Below are 11804 nucleotides of genomic sequence, written 5' to 3' on the forward strand. Positions count from 1 at the left end.
TGACGCGGCACCGATCCTGGTGCGTTGATGTTCGTCAAATGTGCGGCAATCCTACCCGGTTTAACGCAGTGCGAGTACAGCGGCCCATTGTTCGGCGGTCACCGGCATGACCGACAGGCGACTGCCTTTTTGCACCAGGGGCAGTTCGGCAAGGGCGGTCTGCTGCTTCAGGTGGCCCAATTGCAGGACCTTGCCGAAGGTCTCGACATGGCTGACATCGACCGCACTCCAGGGGTTCTTCGCGTCATTGGCCTTGGCGTCGAAATAATGGCTCTGCGGGTCCAGGGCCGTTGGGTCGGGGTAGGCGGCGGCGCTGATGCGGGCAATACCGGCAATGCCGGGTTCGGGGCAGCTGGAATGGTAGAAAAAGAACTGGTCACCCACCGCCATGCTGCGCAGGAAATTGCGCGCCTGGTAGTTGCGAACGCCGTCCCAGCGCGCTTCCTTCAGGCGTGCCAGATCCTTGATCGAGAGTTCGTCGGGCTCGGATTTCATTAGCCAATAGGCCATGGGTGCTGCTCCTGGCGAGGTTTGAAATAACCTGTTGCATGAAACCGACAGTCGGTTGGCGTCAAGGTTTGCGTGTCGACGCGCGTTGTCGGAGAATGCGCCAATTTTAAGCTTGGCGCTTGCTGCAACCACTAAAAAACGTTGCTGACAACGTGATCAGTTTGCCTGAGGGGGGCAATCGATGAATCGCAAACCGGACCTGCTCTGGATTTTGGTATTTTTGTTCGGTCTGGGTGTTGTCACCACCGGTTACGCGCAAAGCCTTTGGGAACGCAAGCTCGACGCCCCCTACGAAATGCCGGTCAATCCGCAACAGCGTTGATCGCCTTGCCGGCGCCTCAAGCGGGCGCCAGGTACCAGCCACGGTCCGAGACCGTTCCTTGTAGCGGCACATCCCAACTGGCCTGGGCCAGTCGTTCAACCTTCTGGCATTCATGGGCCAGCCCCAGCAGCAACGGCTTTTTCCAGGCCTTGCGGCGGGCTTGATAGGCCAGGCTGCGGTCATAGAAGCCGCCGCCCATGCCCAGCCGGCCACCCACTTCATCAAACCCCACCAGTGGCAGCAGGATCAGGTCCAGCGCCCAGATGGGCCGTTGCCGGGCCAGGCGGATGTGCGGCTCGGGAATGCGGAAGCGATTGGGGCGCAGTTTTTCGCCGTGCTCGATACGCTGGAAGACCATTTTGCTTTTCGGCCAGGCGTGCAGCACCGGCAGGTAGGTACGCTTGCCCCGGCGCTGGGCCTCGCGCAGCAGCAGGCGCGGGTCGATCTCGCAGTCGTTGGGCAGGTACAGGGCGATGTGGCGGGCGCGGCGGAACAGCGGATGCTGGGCCAGTTGCCGATACAGGCCTTGCGCGGCCTGACGCTGCTGGGCCGGGCTGAGTGCACGGCGGGCATCACGTAACAGGCGACGGAGCTGGGGGCGGGTGAGCGGCGCGGTGTCGGTCATGGCACGGGCGTTCCCAGAGAGGCTGTCGCATATGGCAACAGCTCGATTGCCCGCGGATGGCGCAGGCAAGGATGATTCAGGCTCCCCGACGAACCGCTGTCGGTGTAGCCCTTGAACCCGAAAGTTCAAGGTGGAGATTGCAGGAGGCGTTAAGGCTTTCCGTCAAGCGGACATGCACACCGGCCCCAACGTGCAACCCCCGTGGTTGTGCGTATCGGCTCAGGGACATGACCGACTGGCAAGCACTCCAGGGAGTGGCGCCAGTATACTGAAACTCAACTGGTTTTTGAATCCGCATCGTCGGCCAGGGCCTGATCGACACGTTCGAGCAGGTCGCGCACCTGTTCGCGGGTCGCTCCACCGGCCGGCACTTCCGGACGTTCCTGCTTGTGCAGCAGGTCGTGGGTGATGTTCAGCGCGGCCATCACGGCGATGCGGTCGGCGCCGATCACCTTGCCGCTGCTGCGGATCTCACGCATCTTGCCGTCCAGGTAGCGGGCGGCGCTGATCAGGTTGCTGCGCTCTTCCGGCGGGCAGATGATCGAATATTCCTTGTCGAGGATCTGAACGGTGACGCTATTGCTTGAACTCATGAGTCTTGCTCCAGGGCCTTGAGCCGCGAAATCATCGATTCGACCTTTCGCCGGGCGATTTCGTTTTTTTCGATGAGGTGGGCGCGCTCCTCACGCCAGGACTTTTCCTGTGTCAGTAGGAGTGCATTTTGCCGTTTTAGTTGCTCGACTCGCTCAATCAGCAGTTCGAATCGGCCCATCAGCGTTTGCAGATCGTTCTCTTGCATTGGTTGCCACTCGATTCGGTCTGGCGTGTGGTTACCCGGATTATGCCCAGGTCTGCCCCGAGTTGGCCGCGTCGATGGTCTTGGCGCGCCTGCCGGTGCTAGGATACAAGGTCTTCATTCTAGTCATTGCGCCGCCTGGCGCCTAGTTGCCCATGTCCAATACCAATTCGCCGTACACCGCTTTCGCCACCTTGCTCAGCAGCAACGGGCACCCTGTTTCCCCTGCCGAGCTGCACGGGCTGTTGCTTGGTCGCAGCTGCGCCGGTGCCGGCTTCGATGCCGATGCCTGGCTGGCCGATGCCGCCAACGCGCTGGAGGTCGAGCCTTCGGACAATGTTCGTAACGCCTTGATCGGCCTGCAGGAGATGGTCAAGGGTGAACTGTCCGGTGAAGACATCACCATCGTTCTGCTGCTGCCGGGCGACGATGCGCCGCTGACCGAGCGCGCCGCGGCCCTCGGCCAGTGGTGCCAGGGCTTCCTCACCGGTTTCGGCCAGAATGCCGGCGGCCTGGAACTGAGCGCCGACGCCAAGGACGTACTGAGTGACCTGGTTGCCATTTCCCAGGTCCAGGACGCCCTGGAAGAGTCCGAGGACGGTGAAAACGACTACATGGAAGTCATGGAATACCTGCGCGTCGCGCCGCTGCTGCTCTACACAGAGCTGGCCAAGCCGGCCGCCGAGCCTGCGCCCAAACCTTCGCTGCACTGATCAACCAGGGACTGCCACTGCCCATGAGCCACATCCCCAAGTCGGAGTACGCCCGTCGACGCAAGGCGCTGATGGCGCAGATGGAACCCAACAGCATCGCCATCCTGCCCGCCGCCGCGGTTGCCATCCGCAACCGCGACGTCGAGCATGTGTACCGCCAGGACAGTGACTTCCAGTACCTGAGCGGCTTCCCGGAACCTGAAGCGGTGATCGCCCTGATCCCCGGGCGCGAGCATGGCGAATACGTGCTGTTCTGCCGTGAACGCAACCCGGAGCGGGAGCTCTGGGATGGCCTGCGCGCCGGCCAGGAAGGGGCGATTCGCGACTTTGGCGCCGACGATGCCTTTCCCATCACCGATATCGACGACATCCTGCCTGGCCTGATCGAGGGCCGCGACCGGGTCTATTCGGCCATGGGCAGCAACCCGGAATTCGACCGCCACCTGATGGACTGGATCAACGTGATCCGCTCCAAGGCACGTCTGGGCGCCCAGCCGCCGAACGAATTCGTTGCCCTGGATCATCTGCTGCACGACATGCGTCTGTATAAATCGGCAGCGGAAGTGAAGGTGATGCGCGAGGCCGCGGCGATTTCCGCCCGTGCCCATGTGCGCGCCATGCAGGCCTGCCGTGCCGGCCTGCGCGAATACAGCCTGGAAGCCGAGCTGGACTACGAGTTCCGCAAGGGCGGGGCGAAGATGCCGGCGTACGGCTCGATCGTCGCGGCCGGGCGCAACAGCTGCATCCTGCACTACCAGGAGAACGACGCGTTGCTCAAGGACGGTGATCTGGTGCTGATCGACGCGGGTTGCGAGATCGACTGCTACGCCAGCGACATCACCCGGACCTTTCCGGTCAGCGGGCGGTTTTCGGCGGAACAGAAAGCCATCTACGAACTGGTGCTCAAGGCCCAGGAAGCAGCCTTTGCCGCGATCGCACCGGGCAGGCACTGGAACCACGCCCATGAGGCGACGGTGCGGGTGATCACCGAGGGGCTGGTGGAGCTGGGCCTGCTCCAGGGCGATGTCCAGGAACTGATCGACAGCGAAGCCTACCGGGCTTTCTACATGCACCGTGCCGGGCACTGGCTGGGCATGGATGTGCATGATGTCGGCGAGTACAAGGTCGGTGGCCAGTGGCGGGTGCTCGAGCCGGGCATGGCGCTGACGGTCGAGCCGGGCATCTATATCGGCGCCGACAACCAGAGCGTCGCGAAGAAATGGCGCGGCATTGGTGTCCGTATCGAGGATGACGTAGTGGTAACCAAGCAGGGCTGTGAAATCCTGACGTCGGGCGTGCCAAAGACGGTCGCCGAAATCGAGGCCTTGATGGCTGCCGCGCGCAGTGATGCGGCATGAACCGGGTCAATCTGGCAATCATCGGCGGCGGCCTGGTTGGCGCCAGCCTGGCGCTGGCCTTGCAGGCCGGCGCCAAGGCGCGTGGCTGGAAGATCCTGCTGATCGAGCCCTTCGCCCCGGGTGACAGCTATCAGCCGAGTTATGACGCGCGTTCGTCGGCGTTGTCCTTCGGCACCCGGCAAATCTATGAGCGCCTGGACCTGTGGCAGCAGATCAGCCGCCGCGCCGAGCCGATCCGGCAGATCCAGGTGTCCGACCGTGGCCGGTTCGGCGCCACCCGCCTGGATGCGCTGGAGGAGGGAGTACCGGCCCTGGGCTATGTAGTGGAGAACGCCTGGCTCGGCCAGTGCCTGTGGAAGGGCCTGGATGCCGAGGTGGTGAGCTGGCGCTGCCCGGCGGAAGTCACCGCGATGCAGGCGCTGGAGGACGGCTATCGCCTGTCGCTCAACGACGACACCATCCTGGAATGCGACCTGGCGGTGCTGGCCGACGGGGGGCGCTCCGGTTTGCGTGAGCAGCTGGGCATCCATGTCAGCCAGCGGCCCTACAACCAGAGCGCGCTGATCGCCAACATCACCCCGAGCGAAGCCCATCGTGGGCAAGCCTTCGAGCGCTTTACCGATGACGGGCCCATGGCGTTGCTGCCGCTGCCGGAGAACCGCTGCGCACTGGTCTGGACCCGCGCCGGGATGGACGCCAAACGCCTGGCCGAGCTGGATGAGCGCAGTTTTCTCAGCGAGCTGCAGGACGCATTCGGCTATCGCCTGGGCGCCTTGCGCCAGGTTGGCGCAAGGCATCTGTATCCACTGTCGCTGATCGAGGCCCAGGAGCAGGTGCGTTCGCACCTGGTAGTGCTGGGTAATGCCGCGCACAGCCTGCACCCGATCGCCGGGCAGGGCTTCAACCTGTCCCTGCGCGATGTGCACTCGCTGGCCGAAGGCTTGCTGGCCGGCCCTGCTGTGCCGGGCGACTTCGCCACCCTGCAGGCCTATCGCGAGCGCCAGCGCCTGGACCAGGACCTGACCGTGGGCTTCTCCGACCGCGTCACCCGCCTGTTCGGCAATGCACAACCCCTGGTCGCCACCGGGCGCAACCTGGGCTTGCTCGGTCTTGACCTGCTGCCGCCGGCCAAGCGCTGGTTCGCCCGTCAGGCCATGGGGCTGGGAACGCGTCCGGACCTGCGGAGCTGACATGAGCGATCCGCGAAAACTGGCGTGGCGCGCACGCAAGCTGCGTTGGCTGCTGAATATCTATCCGCCGTACCTGGGCGCCGGCATTCGCGTACAGAGCGTCAGCCCGGACCTGCGTCAGATCAAGGTGCGCATGGGCCTGCGCTGGTTCAATCGCAACTATGTCGGCACTCAGTTCGGCGGCAGCCTGTACTCGATGGTCGACCCGTTCTACATGCTGATGCTGATGGAGCTGCTGGGGCGCGAATACATCGTCTGGGACAAGGCCGCCAGTATCGATTTCATTGCCCCGGGCAAAGGCCCTGTGTTCGCCGACCTGCGCATCGACGACGGGCTGCTGGACGAGATTCGCGAGCACACCGCAGGCGGCAAGAAATACCTGCCACGACTTCAGGTCGATATCCGTGACGCTGCCGGCGAGCTGGTGGCGCGGGTCGACAAAACCCTTTACGTGCGGCTCAAGCCGCAAGCGAGACAGGCTTAAGGCATGGAAATGCGCGCAGATCTGTTGATTGTCGGTGCCGGTATGGTCGGCAGTGCCCTGGCCCTGGCGTTGCAGCACAGCGGCCTGGAGATTCTCCTGCTCGACGGCAGCCCGCTGTCGGTCAAGTCGTTCGATCAGCAGGCCGCCTTCGAGCCGCGGGTCAGCGCCCTGTCGATGGCCAGCCAGCGCATTCTCGAACGCCTGGGCGCCTGGCAGGGGATCAGCGAGCGGCGCCTGAGCCCCTACTCGGACATGCGTGTGTGGGACGGCAGCGGCACCGGCCAGATCCATTTCTCGGCGGCCAGCGTGCATGCCGAGGTGCTGGGGCATATCGTCGAAAACAAGGTCATCCAGGACGGCTTGCTGGCGCGCCTGCACGACAGCGAGATTGGCTTGCTGGCCAATGCCCGCCTGGAACAGATGCGCCGCTCCGGTGATGAGTGGCTGCTGACCCTGGCCGACGGCCGCACCTTGCGTGCGCCCCTGGTGATCGCTGCCGACGGCGCAAACTCGGCCGTGCGGCACCTGACTGGCTGCGAAACCCGTGAATGGGATTACCTGCACCACGCCATCGTCACCAGCGTGCGCTGCGCCGAACCGCACCAGGCCACGGCCTGGCAACGTTTCACTGATGACGGTCCCTTGGCCTTCCTGCCACTGCTGCGTGACGGCCGACAGGACTGGTGCTCGATCGTATGGTCGACCACCCCCGAGCAGGCCGAGCGCGTGATGAAGCTGGACGACCAGGCCTTTTGCAGCGAACTCGAACGCGCTTTCGAAGGCCGCCTGGGCACCGTACTGCAGGCCGACCCACGGCTCTGCGTACCGCTGCGCCAGCGTCATGCCAAGCGCTACGTGGCCGAAGGCCTGGCGTTGATAGGCGATGCCGCCCACACCATTCACCCGCTGGCCGGGCAGGGCGTCAACCTGGGCTTTCTCGATGCCGCCGTGCTGGCCGAAGAACTGCAGCATGCCTACGAGCGTGGCGAACGCCTGGCCGATGTGCGCGTGTTGAGTCGCTATGAGCGTCGGCGCATGCCGCACAACCTGGCCCTGATGGCGGCCATGGAAGGCTTCCAGCGCTTGTTCCAGGCCGATCCGCTGCCGCTGCGCTGGCTGCGCAACAGCGGGCTGAAATGGGTCGAGCAATTGCCCGAAGCCAAGGCCGTGTTCGTCCGCCAGGCCCTGGGCTTGAGCGGTGACCTGCCGGAACTGGCGCGCGCCTGAAGGTACCGTAACATCTGGTAACTCCTCGCCGGTGAGTTCGGTTGAGAAGGCAAATGGGATTAACTACCATTTGCGCCTCAATTGAACTCCGAGGACTGCACCATGTTGCCACGCAAGCACGTATTGGCCGCCCTGGCTCTGACCCTGTTGGGCGGCACCGCCCAGGCGGCGGACGAAGTGGTGGTGTATTCCTCGCGCATCGACGAGCTGATCAAGCCGGTGTTCGACGCCTACACCGCCAAGACCGGGGTCAAGATCAAGTTCATCACCGACAAGGAAGCGCCGCTGATGCAGCGCATCAAGGCCGAAGGTCAGAACGCCACCGCCGACCTGCTGTTGACCGTCGATGCCGGCAACCTCTGGCAGGCTGAGCAGATGGGCATCCTGCAGCCGATCAAGTCCGACGTGATCGACGCAAACATTCCCAAGCAGTACCGCGCCTCGTCCCACGACTGGACCGGCCTGAGCCTGCGGGCGCGGACCATTGCCTACTCCACCGATCGGGTCAAGCCGGAAGAACTGAGCACCTACGAAGCCCTAGCCGACAAGAACTGGGAAGGTCGTCTGTGCCTGCGCACCGCGAAGAAGGTTTACAACCAGTCGCTGACCGCCACCCTGATCGAAACCCACGGCGAGAAGAAGACCGAGGAAATCATCAAGGGCTGGGTCAACAACCTGTCCACTGACGTGTTCTCCGATGACACCGCCTTGCTGCAGGCCATCAACGCCGGCCAGTGCGACGTGGGCATCGTCAACACCTATTACTACGGTCGCCTGCACAAGGAAAACCCGAAGCTTGCGGTCAAGCTGTTCTGGCCTAACCAGGCTGACCGTGGTGTGCACGTCAACCTCTCGGGTATCGGCCTGACCAAATATGCGCCGCACCCGGAAGCCGCCAAGAAGCTGGTCGAGTGGATGACTGGTGAAGAAGCACAGAAGCTTTTCGCGGACGTGAACCAGGAATTCCCGGCCAACCCGAAAGTCGCCCCTTCCGAGGAAGTGGCCGCATGGGGTTCGTTCAAGGCCGACACCATCCCGGTTGAAATCGCCGGCAAGCGTCAGGCTGAAGCCATCAAACTCATGGATCGGGCTGGCTGGAACTAAGCGCAAGGCTTTATCCTTGCGGGGCCTTGACGGCCCACATCGCGGGCGATGCCCGCTCCCACATGAGAACCCCTGTGGGAGCGGGCATCGCCCGCGATCGACCGTAATGCGGTCGTAAACATTTCCACAGAGATTTCCTTTTGGCTCACCCCGCCCAACGCCGTTGGTATCCCCTGGTCTACACCATTGCCGCCCTGGTGCTGTTGCCCCTGAGCGTGCTGCTGCTGTCCTGGCAATCCATCGACACGCAGATCTGGTCGCACCTGCTCGATACCCAGATGGGCCGCCTGTTGGGCAATACCCTGACCCTGGTCGTCGGTGTCGGCATCGGCGTTACCGTGCTGGGCGTAAGCCTGGCCTGGTTGACCAGCCTCTGCGAGTTCCCCGGCCGGCGCTGGCTGGACTGGGCACTGATGCTGCCATTCGCGATTCCGGCTTATGTGCTGGCGTTCGTCTTCGTCGGCCTGCTGGATTTTGCCGGGCCGGTGCAAAGCCTGCTGCGTGAAGGGTTCGGGCCCATGCGCCTGCCCCGGGTGCGCTCCACCGGCGGGGTGATCATCGTGCTGGTGCTGGTGTTCTACCCCTATGTCTACCTGTTGGCGCGCACCGCTTTCCTGGCCCAGGGCAAGGGATTGATGGAAGCGGCCCGGGTGCTGGGGCATTCGCCATTGCAGGCGTTCTGGCGGGTGGGGCTGCCCATGGCCCGTCCGGCCATCGGTGCCGGCGTTGCCCTGGCCCTGATGGAAACCCTGGCCGATTTCGGGGCGGTGTCGGTGTTCAACTTCGACACCTTCACCACCGCAATCTACAAGACCTGGTACGGCTTCTTCAGCCTGTCCAGCGCTGCACAGCTGGCCAGCCTGTTGCTGCTGGTCGTGATGCTGGTGCTGTACGGCGAGCGCCGCGCCCGTGGCGCGGTGCGCAGCAGCAACGAGCGGCCGCGGGGCAAGGCGTTGTATCACCTGCGCGGTTTCAAGGCGCTGGCGGCCAGTGGCTGGTGCCTGCTGGTGTTTGCCTGCGCCTTCGTCATCCCGGTGCTGCAGCTGCTGGTGTGGTTCTGGCAACGGGGGCGCTTCGATCTCGATGAGCGCTATAGCAGCCTGATCCTGCATACCCTCTACCTGGGCGCGATGGCGGCGCTGATCACCGTCTGTGTCGCCCTGGTGCTGGCCTTTGCCCGACGCCAGGCACCGACCACGGCCATTGGTGCCGGGGTCGGGCTGGCCAACCTGGGGTATGCCCTGCCGGGCTCGGTACTGGCCGTGTCGATCATGCTGGCCTTCAGTTACCTGGACAACCAGGTCGTGGTACCGCTCTCCACCTGGCTGGGTGGCGCGGGCCGGCCCTTGCTGCTGGGCAGCCTGTCGGCGCTGTTGCTCGCCTACCTGGTGCGCTTCATCGCTGTAGCCTATGGGCCGCTGGAAAACAGCCTGGGCCGGATTCGTCCCTCGTTGCCCGAAGCTTCCCGCAGCCTGGGCGTCAGTGGCCCAAGATTGTTTTTCAAGGTGTATCTACCGCTGCTGGTGCCGGGGGGCTTGAGCGCCGCCTTGCTGGTGTTCGTCGATGTCCTCAAGGAAATGCCGGCGACCCTGCTGATGCGGCCGTTCGGCTGGGACACCCTGGCGGTGCGGGTGTTCGAAATGACCAGCGAAGGCGAATGGGCGCGGGCGTCGCTGCCGGCCCTGACGCTGATCCTGGTCGGGCTTTTGCCGGTCATCGGCCTGATTCGACGGTCGGCCCGGCACCCCGGTCAATCGCGCTGAGGGTGTAAGCCTGCGAGCTTGCAGCTACAATGCGCGGCATTCGCTGCGGTCGGTCCTACAGACCAGGTAGCTGGAACGCTGCCGACAGCCGCTGCTTCGCCAATCCCGGAAGGAGAAACCCATGGGACAGCGCACGCCTCTTTATGACCTGCACCTGGCGCTGGGCGCCAAGATGGTCGATTTTGGCGGTTGGGACATGCCTCTGCATTATGGCTCGCAGGTCGAGGAGCACCATCAGGTGCGCCGTGACTGCGGGGTGTTCGATGTTTCCCACATGACGGTGATCGATGTACACGGCGCTCAGGCCAAGGTCTGGCTGCAGCGCCTGCTGGCCAACGATGTCGATCGCCTGGGCGAAACCGGCAAGGCCTTGTACAGCACCATGCTCGACGAGCAGGGCCTGGTCATCGACGACATGATCGTCTACCGCTGTGACGAAGGTTATCGCCTGGTGGTCAACGCCGCGACCCGCGACAAGGACCTGGCCTGGCTGAACGCCTGCAAGGGCGACTATCAGGTCGAACTGCGCGAACGCTCGGAACTGGCCATCCTCGCCATCCAGGGCCCCGAGGCCCGCGACAAGGTTGCCGAACTGGTCAGCGCGCCACGGGCCGAGCTGATTCGTGAGCTCAAGCCGTTCGAAGGCCGCGACGAAGGCGACTGGTTCATTGCCCGCACCGGCTACACCGGCGAAGATGGCCTGGAAATCATCCTGCCCGCCGTGCAGGCCCCGGCCTTCTTCAACGACCTGGTCGGTGCCGGCATCGCCCCGAGCGGCCTGGGCGCCCGTGACACCCTGCGGCTTGAAGCCGGCATGAACCTGTATGGCCAGGACATCGACCAGGTGCACACCCCGCTGACCTCGAACCTGGGCTGGAGCATCGCCTGGGAGCCTGCGCAGCGTGACTTCATCGGTCGCCAGGGCCTGCTCGCTGAAATCGAACACGGCGTCGAGCAGAAACTGGTCGGCCTGGTGCTCGAAGAACGCGGCGTGCTGCGTGCCCATCAGGTGGTGCGTGTCGCCGGTATTGGCGAAGGTGAGATCACCAGTGGTAGTTTCTCTCCTACGCTGAGCAAATCCATCGCGCTGGCGCGGGTGCCGATGGCAACCGCCGACCGGGCCGAGGTGGAAATCCGCGGCAAATGGTACCCGGTGCGGGTGGTCAAGCCGACCTTCGTGCGCCATGGCAAGATTCTGATCTGAACCCTTTCTGGCGGGCTTTCCGCTGACCCTATCGAGGATAACAAGATGAGCAACATCCCCGCCGACCTGCGTTTTGCCGAAAGCCACGAGTGGGCCCGTCTGGAAGCCGACGGCACTGTGACCGTCGGTATCAGCGACCACGCCCAGGAAGCCCTGGGTGACGTGGTGTTCGTCGAGCTGGCTGAAGTCGGCAAAGTCTTCGCCGCTGGCGACGCCGCCGGTGTGGTCGAGTCGGTCAAGGCCGCCTCGGACATCTACGCCCCGGTGGGTGGTGAGGTGATCGCGGTGAACGAAGAGCTGGCCGACAGCCCCGAGTCGCTGAACGAGCAGCCGTACGAAAGCTGGATCTTCAAACTCAAGCCAAGCAACCCGGCCGAGCTGGACAAACTGCTCGACGCCGCTGGCTACAAAGCCGCCATCGGCGAATAGTTTTCACAAACCGGCAATCTCTTCCTAGACTCAATATGCCTCGACTGCTCGGGGCTTGGTCGAGGAAGAGAGAGCCGCT

The 11804-nt window shown here is 63.9% G+C and carries 14 protein-coding genes and 1 other RNA gene; 10 read left to right on the forward strand and 5 right to left on the reverse strand.

The window, feature by feature from the left end; translation table 11 throughout:
* Positions 1-60: 60 nt before the first annotated feature.
* Complete coding sequence (locus ACIQUS_RS01555) at positions 61-510, reverse strand: EVE domain-containing protein (RefSeq protein ID WP_403042000.1); 450 nt, start codon at positions 508-510, stop codon at positions 61-63.
* Positions 511-691: 181 nt separating this feature from the next.
* Between ACIQUS_RS01555 and ACIQUS_RS01560 the strand changes: the two genes are divergently transcribed.
* The gene (locus ACIQUS_RS01560; RefSeq protein WP_165392175.1) at positions 692-832 is read left to right on the forward strand and encodes a hypothetical protein; all 141 of its coding nucleotides are present in this window, start codon (positions 692-694) and stop codon (positions 830-832) included.
* A 16-nt stretch (positions 833-848) separates the two neighbouring features.
* Here the strand turns inward: ACIQUS_RS01560 and ACIQUS_RS01565 are convergent, their stop codons facing one another.
* The 4 genes from ACIQUS_RS01565 to ACIQUS_RS01580 all read right to left on the reverse strand — a co-directional run bounded on the left by ACIQUS_RS01565 (position 849) and on the right by ACIQUS_RS01580 (position 2256).
* Positions 849-1457, reverse strand: a complete 609-nt coding sequence (locus tag ACIQUS_RS01565; protein WP_403042002.1) for a 5-formyltetrahydrofolate cyclo-ligase — start codon at positions 1455-1457, stop codon at positions 849-851.
* A gap of 78 nt (positions 1458-1535) precedes the next feature.
* Positions 1536-1714, reverse strand: a non-coding RNA gene (ssrS, locus tag ACIQUS_RS01570) — 6S RNA.
* Between the two features lie 18 nt (positions 1715-1732).
* Positions 1733-2050: a cell division protein ZapA gene (locus tag ACIQUS_RS01575; RefSeq protein ID WP_403042005.1), complete on the reverse strand. Its 318-nt coding sequence runs from the start codon at positions 2048-2050 to the stop codon at positions 1733-1735.
* A complete protein-coding gene (locus ACIQUS_RS01580; protein ID WP_403042008.1) occupies positions 2047-2256 on the reverse strand; it encodes a TIGR02449 family protein in 210 nt (69 codons plus the stop codon). The genes ACIQUS_RS01575 and ACIQUS_RS01580 overlap by 4 nt, the downstream gene beginning before the upstream one ends.
* Positions 2257-2408: 152 nt before the next feature.
* Here ACIQUS_RS01580 and ACIQUS_RS01585 point away from each other — a divergent pair, with 152 nt between their 5' ends.
* From ACIQUS_RS01585 to gcvH, 9 genes are all read left to right on the forward strand, one after another.
* Positions 2409-2966, forward strand: coding sequence for a YecA family protein (locus ACIQUS_RS01585; RefSeq protein WP_403042010.1), 558 nt, complete (start codon positions 2409-2411; stop codon positions 2964-2966).
* Between the two features lie 23 nt (positions 2967-2989).
* Positions 2990-4324 carry a Xaa-Pro aminopeptidase gene (gene pepP / locus ACIQUS_RS01590; RefSeq protein ID WP_403042012.1) on the forward strand — a complete coding sequence of 445 codons (1335 nt, stop codon included), beginning with the start codon at positions 2990-2992 and terminating at the stop codon, positions 4322-4324.
* On the forward strand, positions 4321-5514 hold the full coding sequence (gene ubiH, locus ACIQUS_RS01595) for a 2-octaprenyl-6-methoxyphenyl hydroxylase (protein WP_403042015.1): 1194 nt from the start codon (positions 4321-4323) through the stop codon (positions 5512-5514). Before pepP ends, ubiH begins: the two co-directional genes overlap by 4 nt.
* A gap of 1 nt (position 5515) precedes the next feature.
* Complete coding sequence (locus ACIQUS_RS01600) at positions 5516-5998, forward strand: DUF4442 domain-containing protein (protein WP_403042017.1); 483 nt, start codon at positions 5516-5518, stop codon at positions 5996-5998.
* A 9-nt stretch (positions 5999-6007) separates the two neighbouring features.
* Complete coding sequence (locus ACIQUS_RS01605) at positions 6008-7225, forward strand: 2-octaprenyl-3-methyl-6-methoxy-1,4-benzoquinol hydroxylase (RefSeq protein ID WP_403043018.1); 1218 nt, start codon at positions 6008-6010, stop codon at positions 7223-7225.
* A gap of 102 nt (positions 7226-7327) precedes the next feature.
* Complete coding sequence (locus ACIQUS_RS01610) at positions 7328-8329, forward strand: extracellular solute-binding protein (protein WP_403042019.1); 1002 nt, start codon at positions 7328-7330, stop codon at positions 8327-8329.
* A gap of 140 nt (positions 8330-8469) precedes the next feature.
* Positions 8470-10092, forward strand: a complete 1623-nt coding sequence (locus ACIQUS_RS01615; protein WP_403042021.1) for an ABC transporter permease — start codon at positions 8470-8472, stop codon at positions 10090-10092.
* Between the two features lie 121 nt (positions 10093-10213).
* Positions 10214-11296 carry a glycine cleavage system aminomethyltransferase GcvT gene (gcvT, locus tag ACIQUS_RS01620; protein WP_403042023.1) on the forward strand — a complete coding sequence of 361 codons (1083 nt, stop codon included), beginning with the start codon at positions 10214-10216 and terminating at the stop codon, positions 11294-11296.
* 45 nt (positions 11297-11341) lie between these two features.
* Complete coding sequence (gene gcvH, locus ACIQUS_RS01625) at positions 11342-11725, forward strand: glycine cleavage system protein GcvH (RefSeq protein WP_403042026.1); 384 nt, start codon at positions 11342-11344, stop codon at positions 11723-11725.
* Positions 11726-11804 lie beyond the last annotated feature (79 nt).

Origin of the sequence: Pseudomonas sp. NPDC090755, from assembly GCF_044769005.1 — a bacterium.
Taxonomy (GTDB): domain Bacteria; phylum Pseudomonadota; class Gammaproteobacteria; order Pseudomonadales; family Pseudomonadaceae; genus Aquipseudomonas.